The sequence below is a fragment of the Streptomyces sp. SKN60 genome, from assembly GCF_026236535.1.
GTDB lineage: Bacteria > Actinomycetota > Actinomycetes > Streptomycetales > Streptomycetaceae > Streptomyces.
In genome coordinates, this window is record NZ_JAHTMW010000012.1 from 43,700 (window position 1) to 58,694 (window position 14,995).

Sequence of the window (14,995 nt, forward strand, 5' to 3'; positions counted from 1 at the left end):
AACAGCCCAAAGCGTGACGCAACGTATCGACGACTACGCCCTGATCGGCGATCTGCAGACCGCCGCGCTCGTCGGCCGCGACGGGTCGGTCGACTGGCTGTGTCTGCCCCGCTTCGACTCCGCCGCCTGCTTCGCCGCCCTCCTCGGCGACGAGGACAACGGGCACTGGCGGATCGCCCCCAAGGGCGCCACGAGCTGCACGAGCCGCCGGTACGCGGAGAACAGCCTGGTCCTGGAGACCCTCTGGGAGACCCGTACGGGCACGGTCAGGGTCACCGACTTCATGCCGCAGCGCGACAAGGCCCCCGACCTGGTCCGGATCATCGAGGGCGTCAGCGGCAGCGTCGAGATGAGCGGCGTGCTGCGGCTGCGCTTCGACTACGGCTCGATCGTGCCGTGGGTGCGCCGGGCCGAGGGCCACCGGGTGGCGATCGCCGGGCCCGACTCGGTGTGGCTGCGCAGCGAGCCGCCGGTGAAGACCTGGGGCCAGCAGTTCGCGACCTGCTCCTCCTTCACCGTCGGCGAGGGCGAGAAGGTGGCCTTCGTACTCACCTGGCACCCCTCCCACGAGCCGCGCCCCGCCCTGGTCGACCCCTTCGAGGCCCTGGAGCAGTCGCTCACCGACTGGCGTGCCTGGGCCGAGCAGTGCACCTACGAGGGCCCGTACCGGGACGCCGTCGTCCGCTCCCTGATCACCCTGAAGGCGCTCACCTACGCGCCGACCGGCGGGATCGTCGCCGCCCCCACCACCTCGCTGCCGGAGGAGCTCGGCGGGGTGCGCAACTGGGACTACCGGGCCTGCTGGCTGCGCGACTCCTCGCTCACCCTCGGCGCGCTGCTGTCCGCCGGATACGCGGACGAGGCGGCGGCCTGGCGCGACTGGCTGCTGCGCGCGGTCGCCGGCGACCCGGCCGACCTGCAGATCATGTACGGCCCGGCGGGCGAGCGGCGACTGCCCGAGACGACCCTGCCCTGGCTCACCGGCTACGCCGACTCCACCCCCGTACGCACCGGGAACGCGGCGGTGGACCAGCTCCAGCTCGACGTGTACGGCGAGGTCCTCGACTCGCTGTGCCGGGCCCGGGAGGCGGGCATCCCGGCCCAGCGGCACGCCTGGAACCTGCAGCTGAGCCTGCTCGGCTTCCTGGAGTCGACCTGGCGGGAGCCGGACGAGGGCCTGTGGGAGGTGCGCGGCGGGCGCCGGCACTTCGTGCACTCCAAGGTGATGGCCTGGGTGGCGGCGGACCGTGCGGTGCGCACCCTTCAGGACGATCCGTCGCTGCCGGGGGACGCGGCGCGCTGGCGGGCGATGCGGGACGAGATCCACGCGGAGGTGTGCGCGAAGGGCTTCGACCCGGAGCGCAACACCTTCACGCAGTACTACGGCTCGTCCGAGCTGGACGCGGCGACGCTGCTGATCCCCCGGGTGGGCTTCCTGCCGCCGGACGACCCGCGGGTGGTGGGCACGGTCGACGCGGTACGGGCGGAGCTGACGCACGACGGCTTCGTGCGCCGCTACTCGACCTCGGGCTCGTCGGTCGACGGACTGCCGGGCGAGGAGGGCACCTTCCTGGTGTGCTCGTTCTGGCTGGCGGACGCGCTGCGGCTGACCGGCCGGCTGAAGGAGGCCCGGGAGCTGTTCGACCGGCTGGTGGGGCTGTGCAGCGACGTGGGGCTGCTGGCCGAGGAGTACGACCCGGCGTCGGGCCGTCAGCTGGGGAACTTCCCGCAGGCCTTCAGCCACATCGGCCTGGTGGGCACCGCCCTCGCGCTGGCCGCCGAGGAGGCGGCAGGATAGGTCCATGGATCTTGGACTGAAGGACCGTGTGTACGTGGTGACCGGCGCGACCCGCGGGCTCGGACGGGCGTCGGCGGAGGCGCTGCTCGCCGAGGGCGCGCAGGTGCTGCTGACCGGGCGCGAGGAGAAGAGCGTCGCCGAGGCGGTGGCCGGACTCGGGCCGAACGCGGCGGGCCTGGCGGCGGACAATTCCGACCCGGGCACCCCGGAGCGGCTGATCGCCGAGGCGCGGGCCCGGTTCGGCGGCTTCGACGGCGTGCTGATCAGCGTGGGCGGCCCGGCGCCGGGCTTCGCCGCCGACAACACCGACGAGCAGTGGGCGGCCGCCTTCGAGACGGTGTTCCTGGGCGCGGTGCGGCTGGCCCGGGCGGCGGCGGAGACGCTGCCGGAGGGCGGGGTCATCGGCTTCGTGCTCTCGGGTTCGGTGCACGAGCCGATCCCCGGTCTGACCATCTCCAACGGGCTTCGGCCCGGCCTGGCCGGCTTCGCGAAATCCCTCGCCAACGACCTGGGCCCGCGCGGCATCCGGGTGGTCGGGCTGCTGCCGAGCCGGATCGACACCGACCGGGTGCGCCAGCTGGACGCGCTGTCCGGGGACGCGGAGGCCTCGCGCACGGCGAACGAGGCGACGATCCCGCTGCGGCGGTACGGCACCCCGGAGGAGTTCGGCCGCACGGCCGCGTTCCTGCTCTCCCCCGCCGCCTCGTATCTGACGGGTGTGATGCTGCCGGTGGACGGCGGCGCCCGCAGCGGCTTCTGAGCCGGGTTCCGCACCAGGATTTCCGAGCCGGCGTCAGGCCACCCGGCGCGCACGGTGCTTGACCGCGCGCAGCCGGGCCTCGGTGGGCAGCGCGGGCAGGCCGGTGGAGCTCCGGGCGTGGGCGAGGGCCTCGTCGGACAGGGTGGTCAGGGCGTCGGCCGGGGAGGCGTACGCCTCCAGGAGCAGGGCCACCCGGGTGCGGGGGGCGGTGCGGCGGCCGGTGAGCGCGACCTTGGCCCGGGCGACGCCCTCCTGGGCGGTCGCGTCGGCCTCCAGGACGGTCTCCAGGGCCCGGCCGCGCAGCACGGCCTCCTCGCCGTCGCCGCTGTCCACCAGGACCTCGCGGAGCCGGGCGCGGCGGAACTGGACGACCAGCCACCACAGGGTGAGCAGCACGATCAGCCCGAGCAGGGCGATGACCAGCGGCCACCACCAGCTCTCGGCGCGCCAGTGCTGCCGCTCGGAGCGGCTGAGCAGCACGTCGTCGGGGCCCGACCAGGGCCACCAGGACGGTACGGGCAGGTCGAGGGCGGCCGCGAGGACGGCGCCGCCGCCGACCACGAGCACGAGTCCGACGAGGGCGAGCACGATCCGGTTGACGCGCCGGAGCACCACGGTCACCGGGTCACCCCTTCCTGGGCGGGCGGGCCACCCGTACCGTCAGGGCCGGCGGGTGCGCGAGGCCCAGTTCGTCGATGCCGCCGTGGAGGACGGTCTCCAGGTCGGCGCGGACCTCGTCGAGTTCGCGGAAGTGGGAGACGGCCCGGACGCCGACCTTGGACCGGCGCATCCTGACCCGTACGGACTGGATGCCGGAGACCTCCATGGCGCGGTCGCGCAGGGCGAGCGCGGCGGCCTCGCGGTCGAGCCCGGCGCGCACGTCGGCGTGTTCACGGCGCATCGGCAGCACGGCGCGCAGGCCGGGGGTGAGCGCGAGGACCAGGAGCCACAGTCCGAGCAGCACGGCGACGCACGCGCCGACCACCACCACGATGTCGTCGAGGGGGCGGGTGGCGAGGTCGTCGGCGAGGGAGCGGCGCCAGGCCATGGCGGTGTGCTCGGCGCGGACGGCGGCGACGTCGTAGAGGAGCAGTCCGGCGGCGCCGAGGAGGACGGCCGCGACGACGGCGGCGGGGATCCGGCGCACGGCCCAGAAGCGGCGTACGGGCGGTCCGTGGTCCTCGGGGGGCGGGTCCTTCTCCAGGACGGGCACGGCCCCGGGCCCCTCGCCCGCGTCGGCCTCCGGTCCGGCGGTCATGCCAGCCGCCCCCGTTTCCGGTCGTGGGCCGTGTGCGCCGAGTGGAGCCGTTCGACGTGTACGGCGACCTCGTGGACCTCGATGCCGGTGAGGTCCTCCACCCGCCCGCGGACCCGGCCGCGCACGGCGCCGCACTGGTGCCCGAGGTCGGCGGGGTAGTCGAGTTCGAGGCTCACCGAGACCCGGGCGACGTCCCGGTGGACGACGACCGAGGCGTGCGGCGGCCTGCCGTCCCTGGGGACGGTGATCGCCTCGCGGGCCGCCTGCGCGGCGATCTTGGCCACCACCCGGTCGGCGATCGTGGTCGCGCCGCGGGCGGCGGCGCCGACCGGGTCCGCCCGGTCGGGCCGCGGGTCGAGCAGGTCCGGCACCCGGGTCACCGCCGCCGGTCGCCGCGCTCGCGGCCCCGGAAGAAGTCGCCCGGCTCCAGGTCCCCGTCGAGGAACCGGCCGACGACGAAGCCGACCGCGCCGAGGGCGGCGACCAGGACGAACGCGCCGAAGCCGCCGAAGTACCCGGCGAAGCCGAGCGCCATGCCGGCCACCAGGCCGACCACCGCCATGCTCATGCTGTGTCCTCTCCGCCGTGCCGCCCGCGGCTACTGGAGCCGGGTCTCCGGCTCTTCTTCCTCTTCGTCCGGCAGCTTCACGTCGCTGACGGCGATGTTGACCTCGACGACCTCCAGGCCGGTCATCCGCTCGACGGCGGCGATGACGTTCTCGCGCACCGCGCCGGCGACGTCGGCGATGGAGACGCCGTAGTCGACGACGATCTCCAGGTCGAGCGCGGTCTGCACCTCGCCGACCTCGGCCTTGACGCCGCGGGTCACACCGCCGGACTTGCCGCCCCCGCCGGGCACCCGGTCGCGCACGGCGCCGAGGGTGCGGGACAGGCCGCTGCCCATGGCGTGGACGCCGACGACATCCCGGGCGGCGAGCCCGGCGATCTTCTCGACGACACCGTCCGCGATGGTGGTGCGGCCCCGGGCGGCCGGATCGCCGCCGCCACGCCTGGTCACGGGGTTCTGCTGGTCGGAGTGTGCGTTGTCAGCCATCGCCACCCGTCCTTCCCTGAGGCTTTTGCCTTGTTCGCCCACACTAAGGCGGCTTGCCCGGTATCGCGCCGGGGATGCGGCAGGCTGGAGCAATGACGACGGACCGGTTGTTGCCGCTCGGTGAGGCGGCGGACGGCGCGTGGATCGCGGAGCGGGCGGTACGGGGCGCGCTCCTGGCGGCTGCCCGCGGGGTACGGGGCCTGGCCCCGGGCGTTCCGCGGTTCCGGCTCGCGGACGACACGGGCGACTCCCCCTTCCCCGTACCGCCGGGCGGGCTGCCGCCCGGGCCGCTGCGGGTGACCCTCGACTTCGCGGCGGTGACGGGGCGCCCGCTGCCGGAGCTGGCGGACCGGCTGCGGGCGGCGCTGCTCCGTACGGCGGAGGGCCCGCTGGGCCTTGTGGTGGCGGAGGTGGACCTCCGGGTGACGGAGCTGCTCGACGCGCTCCCGGATTCGCCGGCGCCCACTGGGCCGCCCGGGCGAACCTCGCCGCCCGCTCCCGACGACCCCGCCGCCCTCGCGGCCCTCGCGGTCCCCGGGGTGGCGGCCCTGACCGACGCCTTCGGCCCGCCAGTGCTGCGCCTGCCGGACGGCCGGCTGCGGGTCGAGGTGGCGGCCGCGGTGACGGAGGACCACCGCGCCGTCGACACGGCCCGCGCCCTGCGCACGGCCGTGACCGCCGCCGCCCCGGAGGCGACGACGGTCACGGTGGTGGTGTCGGAACTGCGGTGAGACCGCGCGCGGCCCGGGGCCGGAGCGACACCGCAGCGCCCGGCCCGGCGCCGGCCGCGGCCGGGCTGAAGGACCGCGGGCACAGGCGGCAAGGCCGGCGGCGCAGCCGGCGGGCCGACCGCGCCGGCTCGGCCGCCGAGGCGCGTCACCCGCCGGAGGCGGAGGCGTTACTCGCCGAGGCCCGCGAGGTCGCGCAGGCGGCGGGCCTGGGCGGCGCGCTCGGCGGTGCGCTGGTCCTCGTACGAGCGGCCCGAGGCGCCCTGGAGGAGCGCCTTGGTCTCGATGACGGCGGAGCGCGGTGCGGCGAGCAGGGCGGCGCTGAGGTCCCGTACGGCCGCGCCGAGTTCGGCGGCGGGCACGGCGACGTTGGCCAGGCCGATGCGCTCGGCCTCCTCGGCGTGCACGAAACGGCCGGTCGCGCAGATCTCCAGGGCGCGGGCGTAGCCCACGAGGGAGACCAGGGGGTGCGTGCCGGTGAGGTCCGGGACCAGACCGAGGCTGGTCTCGCGCATGGCGAACTGCACGTCGTCGGCGACGATCCGCAGGTCGCACGCGAGCGCGAGCTGGAATCCGGCGCCGATGGCGTGGCCCTGGACGGCCGCGATCGACACGATGTCGCTGCGGCGCCACCAGGTGAACGCCTCCTGGTACTCGGCGATGAGCGCGTCGAGGTCCGCCTCGGACCCGCGCGCCATCTCCAGGAAGGACGGCTCTCCGTCGAAGCCCTCGGGCGTGAACGCCTGGCGGTCGAGTCCGGCGGAGAAGGACTTGCCCTCACCCCGCAGGACGACGATCCGCACATTGCCCGGAAGCGACCGGCCGGCCTCCGTCAACGCCCGCCACAGAGCGGGAGACTGGGCGTTGCGCTTCGCCGGATTGGTCAGGGTCACCGTGGCAACGGCGTCCTCGACGGTGAGCCGTACACCGTCCTTGTCGAAAACGAGCTCTGCGTGCTCGGAGTCGTCGAACGTAGTCATGGGGCGTCTCCCGGTTACGGTGCAGCACTGCATCCGATGCTAAGTGACTGCACAGTAACCACCCGGTCGACCGCACGGCCGACCGGGTGGCCACCGAGAGACCCGGTGGACCGGTCGAGCCGCCCCTGTGTCAGCCCGATGTCAGGCCGAGGCCGCCTTCTTGCCCCGTGTCGCTCCGCCGCGTCCGCGCAGCGTGACTCCGGACTCGCTGAGCATCCGGTGGACGAATCCGTAGGAGCGGCCGGTTTCCTCGGCCAGCGCCCGGATGCTCGCACCGGAGTCGTACTTCTTCTTCAGGTCTGCCGCGAGCTTGTCGCGCGCGGCGCCGGTCACCCGGCTGCCCTTCTTCAGAGTCTCGGCCACCCGTGCCTCCTCATGGGAAGTGCGCTCTGGACTTCTCATGATCACCCCTCTCGGACGTCCTGGCCACCCATTCGACAAGGTCCGTGCCACGAGCTTGCGCCGAGCGGCGCCGATCGCCACGACCGGAATTGATCGTTCCGAACGCTCCGGAACCGGCCCGGCGGCGCGCTCGGACGGGAAGTGCCAGGTCAGCGCGGTGAGGCCGGAACGAGTGCGGCGCGGGCCCTGGCGGAAGGATTCCGCAGGGCCCGCGCCGGAGGTACGAGATGCTCTCACTCAGATGATGGATCACCCATGAGCCGAATGATCCAGTACGGCGGGTCAGGCCAGGGCGACCAGATCCGCGTAGTCCGCGCCCCACAGGTCCTCGACGCCGTCCGGGAGCAGGATGATCCGCTCCGGGTCGAGCGCCTCGACGGCGCCCTCGTCGTGGGTGACCAGCACGACCGCGCCCTTGTACGTGCGCAGCGCGCCGAGGATCTCCTCGCGGCTGGCCGGGTCCAGGTTGTTGGTCGGCTCGTCGAGGAGCAGCACGTTCGCCGAGGAGACGACCAGGGTCGCGAGCGCGAGCCGGGTCTTCTCACCGCCGGAGAGCACGCCGGCCGGCTTGTCCACGTCGTCGCCGGAGAACAGGAAGGAGCCGAGCACCTTGCGCACCTCGACCAGGTCGAGGTCGGGCGCGGCGGAGCGCATGTTCTCCAGGACGGTGCGCGCGGGGTCGAGGGTCTCGTGCTCCTGCGCGTAGTAGCCGAGCTTGAGGCCGTGGCCCGGGGTGACCTCGCCGGTGTCGGGCTGCTCGACGCCGCCGAGGAGGCGGAGCAGGGTGGTCTTGCCGGCGCCGTTGAGGCCGAGGATGACGACCCGGGAGCCCTTGTCGATGGCCAGGTTCACGTCGGTGAAGATTTCGAGGGAACCGTACGACTTGGACAGGCCCTCCGCGGTGAGCGGGGTCTTGCCGCAGGGCGCGGGCTCCGGGAAGCGCAGCTTGGCGACCTTGTCGGAGGCGCGGACCGCCTCAAGGCCGGAGAGCAGCCGCTCGGCGCGCTTGGCCATGTTCTGCGCGGCGACGGTCTTGGTGGCCTTGGCGCGCATCTTGTCGGCCTGCGAGTTGAGCGCGGCGGCCTTCTTCTCCGCGTTCTGGCGCTCGCGGCGGCGGCGCTTCTCGTCGGCCTCGCGCTGCTGCTGGTAGAGCTTCCAGCCCATGTTGTAGACGTCGATCACCGAGCGGTTGGCGTCCAGGTAGAAGACCTTGTTGACGACGGTCTCGACCAGGTCGACGTCGTGGGAGATGACGATGAAGCCGCCGCGGTAGGTCTTGAGGTAGTCGCGCAGCCAGACGATCGAGTCGGCGTCGAGGTGGTTGGTGGGCTCGTCGAGGAGCAGGGTGTCCGCGTCGGAGAAGAGGATGCGGGCGAGCTCGATGCGGCGGCGCTGACCGCCGGAGAGGGTGTGCAGCGGCTGGCCGAGGACCCGGTCGGGCAGCCCGAGGGCGGCGGCGATGGTCGCGGCCTCGGCCTCGGCGGCGTACCCGCCCTTGGTGAGGAACTCGGTCTCCTGGCGTTCGTACTGCTTGAGGGCCTTGTCGCGGGTGGCGCCGGAGCCGTTGGCGATGCGCTCCTCGTTCTGCCGCATCTTGCGGAGCAGGACGTCGAGGCCGCGGGCGGACAGGACGCGGTCGCGGGCGAGCACGTCGAGGTCGCCGGTGCGCGGGTCCTGCGGGAGGTAGCCGACCTCGCCGGAGCGGGTGATGGTGCCGCCGGCGGGCTGGCCCTCGCCGGCCAGGCACTTGGTGAGCGTGGTCTTGCCCGCTCCGTTGCGGCCGACGAGGCCGATGCGGTCGCCCTTGGCGACGCGGAAGGAGGCGTTCTCGATGAGGACTCGGGCGCCGGCGCGCAGCTCGATGCCGGAAGCGGTGATCACGGACAGACTCCAGGGCGGTGGGAAACGGCGGAAGGACGGCTGGGCGGAGCTTCGACGCCGCTAATGCACGGGGAGAATGGCCATGCGGCCAGTCTAACGGGCACCTGCAACTGCTTTTCGGCCATGCGACATACCTCACATGCCTCGTAAAACGGGTGAAGCGTTCCTTGTCTGCTGATACTCGGCAGAGACGCGGAGGGCGGTGGCCATGCAGTTCGACGACGACGCCAACCTGGACACATCAGAGGTCAAGGACGTCCGGGGCAGCCGCATTCCCGGCGGCCGGGCCACGGTCGGCGGCGGCATCGCGGGCGTCATCGCGCTGATCCTCGGCCTGCTCTTCGGGGTGGGCCCGGAGCAGCTCGGACTGTCCTCGGGCGGCGACGAGCCGGCCGCGAGCGCCTCCTCCGTCGCCCAGGTGCAGCAGAGCTGCCGGACCGGCGCGGACGCCAACACCCGCGAGGACTGCCGGATCGTGGCGGTCGTCAACAGCCTGCAGGACTACTGGCGCGCCGAGTACGCGCGGCGCGGCGGCCGCTACGGCGCCGCCTCGACCGTCATGTTCAGCCGACAGGTCCCCACCGCCTGCGGACAGGCCAGCTCGGCGGTCGGCCCCTTCTACTGCCCCGGCGACCGGCAGGTCTATCTGGACCTGGGCTTCTTCGACGAGCTGCGCACCAAGTTCGGCTCCACCGGCGGGCCCTTCGCGCAGGCCTATGTGGTGGCGCACGAGTACGGCCACCACGTGCAGAACCTGATGGGCACCCTGTCCCGCGCCCAGGACGGCCGGACCGGCGCGAACTCCAACGCGGTGAAGGTCGAGCTGCAGGCCGACTGCTACGCGGGAGTGTGGGCGCGGCACGCGACGACCACCCCGGACGACAAGACGGGCCGCCCGCTGCTCACCCGGCTCACGGACGACGACATCCGCGACGGCCTGGACGCGGCGGCGGCGGTCGGCGACGACCGGATCCAGGAGCGCTTCCAGGGCCGGGTCACCCCGGAGAACTGGACCCACGGCTCGGCCGCCCAGCGCCGGCAGTGGTTCTACCAGGGCTACCGCACCGGCGACATGGCGCAGTGCAACACCTTCCGGTGAACCACCGGCCGACGAGAGGACACGACCGGCATGACCGACGCACCCGACATCTGCCCCGCCCTGCGCTACGAGGACGCGAAGGCCGCGATCAAGCAGCTCACGGAGGCCTTCGGCTTCACCGTGCACGCCGTGTACGAGGGCGAGGACGGCCGGGTGATGCACGCCGAGCTGTCCTACGGCAACGGCATGGTGATGCTCGGCAGCACGGGCACCGGCAGCACCTTCGACAGGATCATGTCCGGCGGCGGCCCGACCGGCATCTACGTGCGGGTGGACGACGTCGACGACCACCACGCCCGGGCCGTCGCCCACGGCGTGAAGATCGTCATGCCGCCCACCGACCAGGACTACGGCTCCCGCGACTACATGGCGCGGGACGCCGAGGGCAACGTCTGGAGCTTCGGGACGTACGCCCCCGGCGCGAGCGCCGGATAAGCCCCTCAGGCCCCGCCGGTGTGGACCTGGAAGGCGGCGCGGCGGACCGCCTTCGCGAGGGCCGGGTCGGGGTGGGCGGCGGCGAGGGCCACCAGGACCTGGACGGTGCGGGGGTGGCCGACGGCGCGGACCTCGTCGAGCAGGGCGGGCACGGTGCCCTGCACGGCGGAGTCGAGGTGACGGACGAGCAGCATGCCCTCGCCGTGGTCGGCGACGGCGGCCGCGGTGTCCACCCACAGCCAGGTGGCCTCCTCGCGGGTCAGCACCTCGGGGGCCTCGTCCGGGTCCGCGCCCTCGTACTCGGCGAGCCAGAGCAGGGCGTACGGGCGGAGCGAGGCGTCCGCGAGGGCGGCGCGGACCTCGGGCTCGGCCGGGGCGCCGACGACCCGCAGGGCCTCGAAGGCGAGGCCGCGCAGCAGGGCGTCCTCGCCGCGCGCGACGGCGAGGAGTTCGGCCACCGCACTGGTGAGGGTGCGGGCGGCGAGCCAGGCGCGGTACTCGTCGCGGGCCGGGCCGGGGGTGAGCCGGGCGCAGCCGCGGAGCATGTCCTCGGCGGACTGCTCGATGTTGCCGGCCGGGCTCTGCGCGGCGACGCAGATCTGCTCCAGCTTGACCCAGACCGCCCAGTTGCCGAGCGGGGTGAGGGTGGCGTGCCGGTCGCCGGGGGCGGCGGCGAGGGTGAGCGCGCCGACGGCGGCCAGGCCCTCCAGAGCCCAGTCGAGCAGCGGCGGCAGCCCCTCGGCGGGGGCCTGTTCGACGGCCTCGCCGGGGTCCGGCACCTCGCAGCGCTCCTCGCGGAGCTCGTCCACGCGCTGCTCCAGGAGGTCGAGCAGTCCGCTGACGGCGACCGGCCCGGCGGACAGCTGGAGCAGCGAGAGCACCTGCGGGACGGCCTCGACGACCTCGGCGACGGCGCCGGCGGCGACGCCCTCGGGCGCCGGGTGCACCAGCGACCAGGCGTCGAACAGCGCGACCCAGCCGCGAAGGACGGCGGAGTCGTCCCGGTCCCAGGCCTGCAGCCGCCAGCCGGGGCGGGCGGTCTCGCCGTGCAGTTCGACGAGCCCGGCGAGCCGCGCCCGGTCCCAGCCGGCCCGGACCTGTCCGGGGGTCAGGTCCAGTGCGGCGGCGGCCCGTTCGCCGTCCGGGGGTGCCGTCTCGGGCCGCCGGCCGACGGCGGCCCAGCGGGCGATCCGTACCGCGTCGGCGAGCACCGCGCGTGCCTGTAGGGCGAGTTCCGCGCGGGGCGGAGTCCCCTCGGGCGGCCGCGGCGCCGGCCGGGTCCGCCGGGCCGTCACGGCCTTTCGTGCGGTGGCGAGGGCCCCCGGACGGACGAGTCGGAGTCTGGAGTTGCGCGCGAAGGGTTCATCGGGCTTTCGAGACGTCACGGAGGGCAGTCTTCCCGCTGACGGCCCGAAAGCCCAATCGGAATCGGCGACCCCGCCGCCGGGGCCCTCCGGGGCTCCTGACGGGCCCTGGGCCCGTGTCCGGACGAGGGGTGTCCGGAGGGGCTTCCAGAGGGGTGTCCGGAGGGGCGTCTAGACGAGCGGGGTCACGAACCGCCGTACCGCCTCCTCGTAGCGGACCGGGTCGGCGTTCCACATGGCCGCGTGCGGGGCGCGCGTGACCGGGGTGAGGGTGACCAGCTCGGGGCGGAGCTCGGCGAGGCGGCGGGAGTGCTCCCAGGGGGCGATGGTGTCGTCGGGGCCGTGGAAGAGGAGGACCGGGACGCGCAGGGCGGCCGGGTCGGCGGCCTCCTGGATGCGGTCGCCGTGCAGTCCGGTGCGGCCCTGGGCGGCGCGGACGGCGAGCGGGAGCAGGACGGCGGGGACCCGGCGGGCGGCGGCGAGGTTGCGCAGGGTGGTCTCCCAGTCGAGGACCGGGGAGTCGAGGACCAGGCCGCGGATCCGGTCGCGCACCCCGGAGCCGGCGGCGGCGTGCAGGGCCATCGAGGCGCCGGTGCCCCAGCCGTGCAGGACGACGCCGGTGGCGCCGCGCCGGACGGCGTAGCGGATGGCGGCGTCGACGTCGCGCCACTCGGAGTCGCCGAGGTGGGCGAGCCCGTCGGGGGCGGGCGGCGCGCCGGCGTCGCCGCGGTAGGCGGGGATGAGGACGGGCACCTGGCGCCGCTGCAGGAAGGGCACCAGGTTGAGCGGGTGCTCGCGGGTGGTGCCGAGGCCGTGCAGGGCGATCACCCAGGTGCCGCGCGCGCCGGGCACGAGCCAGCCGGGCAGGTTGCCGAGCTCGCCGGGGATCTCGACGTCCTCGTACCGCAGGCCGAGCGCGGTCTCGGGGGTGCCGCAGTGCAGCTGCGGGGTGAGCCGGACCTTGGCGCCGGGGCCGAGGGTGCCGAGCTCGACCCGTTCGAGCCGCCGGACGACGGTGTCGGCGGCGTGCGGGACCCGGTCGAGGACCGGGCCGATCACCGCGTGCAGGCCGTCCGCCTCGATCCCGTAGGTGCCGGGCCGCAGGGAGGCCAGGGCGCGGGTGAGGGTGATCCGGCCGGGGCCGGTGGCATGCACGGTGAGCCGTGGATCGCCGGGGAAGGGGCGGCCCGAGGGCACCCCGAGGGCGGCGTCGCTGGCGTAGCGGCCGGCCGCCACCGCGGCCGCGCCGAGGACTGTCACTGTGGTGACGGCCGCTGCCGTCGCTGTAGCCGGGCGCACGCTCCCAGTGTCGGCAGCCTGCCCGCGCCCTGCCACCGGGCGGACCCCCGGCGGGTCCCGCGCGGCCCGGCGGGCCCACTCCGAGCGGCTCCCCCGAGCCCCCGAGTGACTCCTCCGAGTGACGTGGGTCTCGTCCGCCGGGTCCTCCGTGCGGCTGACGTGGTCCACGGGGCGATACGGGGCGGGAGCGGAGGACGCTACGCGCGTTGCGCGAGGCCCGGAAACGCCCGGATTACCCGGGGTCGCACCCTGACCACATCGTGGACATCCGTACGAACACAAACGGAAGCGGACCCTCCGCACTCCGGATAGGGACACCACTGCGCCCGACCCAGTTCACCTTCCGTTCACCCAGGTTGCGTACGTTCAAGCAGCCACTGACGTCAAACGATTGCCTGGGTAAATGGAACACATCACGCTGCTGCTCGCCATTGTGGTCGTGACAGCTCTCGTGTTCGATTTCACGAACGGTTTCCACGACACCGCCAACGCGATGGCCACGACCATCTCGACCGGTGCACTCAAGCCCAAGACGGCGGTGGCCATGTCCGCCGTGCTGAACCTGGTCGGCGCGTTCCTGTCGGTGGAGGTCGCCAAGACGATCTCCAAGGGGCTCGTCAACGAGGAGGGCATCCAGCCCGAAGTCATCCTCGCCGCGCTCGTCGGCGCGATCCTCTGGAATCTGGTGACCTGGCTGGTCGGACTGCCGTCCAGCTCCTCCCACGCCCTGATGGGCGGCCTCATCGGCGCGACCGTCGCCTCGATCGGCTTCAGCGGGGTCAACGGCGAGAGCGTCGTGACCAAGGTGCTCATCCCGGCGGTCGCCGCGCCGATCGTCGCCGGCCTGGCCGCGATGCTCGCCACCCGCCTGACGTACCGCCTGGACAAGAAGACCGACGCCAGGACGACCGAGAAGGGCTACCGGGCCGGCCAGATCGCCTCCGCCGGTCTCGTCTCCCTCGCCCACGGCACCAACGACGCCCAGAAGACGATGGGCATCATCACCCTCGCCCTGGTCGCCGGCGGCGTCCTCGCCCCCGGCTCCAACCCGCCCGTCTGGGTCATCGTCTCCGCCGGTACGGCCATCGCGCTCGGCACCTACCTCGGCGGCTGGCGCATCATCCGCACCATGGGCAAGGGCCTCACGGACCTCCAGCCGCAGCAGGGCTTCGCCGCCCAGACCAGCGCGGCCACCACCATCCTGGCCTCCGCCCACCTCGGCTTCTCCCTCTCCACCACCCACGTCGTCTCCGGCGGCGTGATGGGCGCCGGCCTGGGCCGCAAGGGCGGTGTCGTCCGCTGGTCGACCGCCACCCGGATGTTCGTCGCCTGGGGCCTGACCCTCCCGGCCGCCGGCCTGGTCGGCGCCGGTGCCGAGTTCGTCGCCGACCAGGGCCAGTGGGGCGTGTACGTGGTCGCGGCCTTCCTGGTCGCCTCCTGCGTCGGCATCTGGCTGGTCTCGCGCCGCCAGGTGGTCGACCACACCAACGTCAACGACGTCGAGTCCGGTGCCGGCACCGACACCGCGGCCGAGCCCGCGGGCGTCGTCACCACCGCCATCGCCGCCGTCACCCCGCCGCCGGCCGCCGGCTCCGTCGCCGCCGTCGCGGACCCGGACCTGAAGACCACCATCCCCGCCCCCAACCCCGCGGACCCCGCCGCTCCCGCGGCCCCCGCCGCCGCGGTCTGAGGAAGAGGAACCGGAACAGCATGAAGATCGACTGGGCAGCCCTCGGCTCCGTGTTCGGAGTCAGCCTCGTGGCCACCGTGGCCCTCGTGGGCCTCTTCACCCTCGGCATCGTCGGCCTCGGCAAGCAGGAGCAGGCCGCGGCGGCCGGTGGCTCCGCCACCCTGGCCCGTACCGGCGCCTACGCCTGCTTCGCGCTCTGCGCGGCGGCCGTGGCGTACGGCATCTATCTGATCGTCGCCTGACGGAA

Annotated in this window: 17 protein-coding genes; 7 read left to right on the plus strand and 10 right to left on the minus strand. The window is 74.0% G+C overall.

All coding sequences use genetic code 11. From position 1 onward, the window contains the following. Positions 1–13 precede the first annotated feature (13 nt). Both KV205_RS20960 and KV205_RS20965 read left to right on the plus strand, forming a co-directional pair. The gene (locus tag KV205_RS20960; RefSeq protein ID WP_265866017.1) at positions 14–1,798 is read left to right on the plus strand and encodes a glycoside hydrolase family 15 protein; all 1,785 of its coding nucleotides are present in this window, start codon (positions 14–16) and stop codon (positions 1,796–1,798) included. A gap of 4 nt (positions 1,799–1,802) precedes the next feature. Further along, positions 1,803–2,558 (plus strand): SDR family oxidoreductase, encoded by a 756-nt coding sequence (locus tag KV205_RS20965; protein ID WP_265866018.1) that lies wholly within the window; start codon positions 1,803–1,805, stop codon positions 2,556–2,558. A gap of 33 nt (positions 2,559–2,591) precedes the next feature. Here the strand turns inward: KV205_RS20965 and amaP are convergent, their stop codons facing one another. From amaP to KV205_RS20990, 5 genes are read right to left on the minus strand one after another with little or no spacing between them, the layout of a single operon-like run. After that, a complete protein-coding gene (gene amaP, locus KV205_RS20970; protein WP_265866019.1) occupies positions 2,592–3,179 on the minus strand; it encodes an alkaline shock response membrane anchor protein AmaP in 588 nt (195 codons plus the stop codon). 4 nt (positions 3,180–3,183) lie between these two features. Continuing rightward, a complete protein-coding gene (locus KV205_RS20975; protein WP_265866020.1) occupies positions 3,184–3,816 on the minus strand; it encodes a DUF6286 domain-containing protein in 633 nt (210 codons plus the stop codon). After that, a complete protein-coding gene (locus KV205_RS20980; protein ID WP_374214702.1) occupies positions 3,813–4,196 on the minus strand; it encodes an Asp23/Gls24 family envelope stress response protein in 384 nt (127 codons plus the stop codon). Before KV205_RS20980 ends, KV205_RS20975 begins: the two co-directional genes overlap by 4 nt. Next, complete coding sequence (locus KV205_RS20985) at positions 4,193–4,384, minus strand: hypothetical protein (RefSeq protein ID WP_265866021.1); 192 nt, start codon at positions 4,382–4,384, stop codon at positions 4,193–4,195. The genes KV205_RS20980 and KV205_RS20985 overlap by 4 nt, the downstream gene beginning before the upstream one ends. 30 nt (positions 4,385–4,414) lie before the next feature. Continuing rightward, entirely contained in the window at positions 4,415–4,870 is a 456-nt protein-coding gene (locus tag KV205_RS20990; protein WP_265866023.1) for an Asp23/Gls24 family envelope stress response protein, read from the minus strand. A gap of 92 nt (positions 4,871–4,962) precedes the next feature. Here KV205_RS20990 and KV205_RS20995 point away from each other — a divergent pair, with 92 nt between their 5' ends. After that, on the plus strand, positions 4,963–5,601 hold the full coding sequence (locus KV205_RS20995) for a hypothetical protein (RefSeq protein WP_265866024.1): 639 nt from the start codon (positions 4,963–4,965) through the stop codon (positions 5,599–5,601). A gap of 167 nt (positions 5,602–5,768) precedes the next feature. On the opposite strand, the gene KV205_RS21000 is transcribed toward KV205_RS20995, so the two are convergent. From KV205_RS21000 to KV205_RS21010, 3 genes are all read right to left on the minus strand, one after another. Next, positions 5,769–6,578 (minus strand): enoyl-CoA hydratase/isomerase family protein, encoded by an 810-nt coding sequence (locus KV205_RS21000; protein ID WP_265866026.1) that lies wholly within the window; start codon positions 6,576–6,578, stop codon positions 5,769–5,771. Positions 6,579–6,719: 141 nt separating this feature from the next. Beyond that, entirely contained in the window at positions 6,720–6,941 is a 222-nt protein-coding gene (locus tag KV205_RS21005; protein WP_006123601.1) for a helix-turn-helix domain-containing protein, read from the minus strand. 321 nt (positions 6,942–7,262) lie between these two features. After that, complete coding sequence (locus KV205_RS21010; RefSeq protein WP_265866035.1) at positions 7,263–8,861, minus strand: ABC-F family ATP-binding cassette domain-containing protein; 1,599 nt, start codon at positions 8,859–8,861, stop codon at positions 7,263–7,265. 208 nt (positions 8,862–9,069) lie between these two features. Here KV205_RS21010 and KV205_RS21015 point away from each other — a divergent pair, with 208 nt between their 5' ends. Together KV205_RS21015 and KV205_RS21020 are read left to right on the plus strand one after the other, a co-directional pair. Further along, complete coding sequence (locus KV205_RS21015) at positions 9,070–9,960, plus strand: neutral zinc metallopeptidase (protein ID WP_265866036.1); 891 nt, start codon at positions 9,070–9,072, stop codon at positions 9,958–9,960. A 30-nt stretch (positions 9,961–9,990) separates the two neighbouring features. Then, positions 9,991–10,395, plus strand: coding sequence for a VOC family protein (locus tag KV205_RS21020; protein WP_265866037.1), 405 nt, complete (start codon positions 9,991–9,993; stop codon positions 10,393–10,395). A 5-nt stretch (positions 10,396–10,400) separates the two neighbouring features. Here the strand turns inward: KV205_RS21020 and KV205_RS21025 are convergent, their stop codons facing one another. Both KV205_RS21025 and KV205_RS21030 read right to left on the minus strand, forming a co-directional pair. After that, positions 10,401–11,780, minus strand: a complete 1,380-nt coding sequence (locus KV205_RS21025) for a hypothetical protein (RefSeq protein WP_374214703.1) — start codon at positions 11,778–11,780, stop codon at positions 10,401–10,403. Positions 11,781–11,930: 150 nt separating this feature from the next. Beyond that, on the minus strand, positions 11,931–13,058 hold the full coding sequence (locus KV205_RS21030) for an alpha/beta hydrolase (protein ID WP_265866038.1): 1,128 nt from the start codon (positions 13,056–13,058) through the stop codon (positions 11,931–11,933). Positions 13,059–13,461: 403 nt separating this feature from the next. Here KV205_RS21030 and KV205_RS21035 point away from each other — a divergent pair, with 403 nt between their 5' ends. Together KV205_RS21035 and KV205_RS21040 are read left to right on the plus strand one after the other, a co-directional pair. After that, positions 13,462–14,748, plus strand: a complete 1,287-nt coding sequence (locus tag KV205_RS21035) for an inorganic phosphate transporter (protein WP_265866040.1) — start codon at positions 13,462–13,464, stop codon at positions 14,746–14,748. Between the two features lie 20 nt (positions 14,749–14,768). Continuing rightward, the gene (locus KV205_RS21040; RefSeq protein WP_265866041.1) at positions 14,769–14,990 is read left to right on the plus strand and encodes a hypothetical protein; all 222 of its coding nucleotides are present in this window, start codon (positions 14,769–14,771) and stop codon (positions 14,988–14,990) included. The last annotated feature ends 5 nt before the right edge of the window (positions 14,991–14,995 follow it).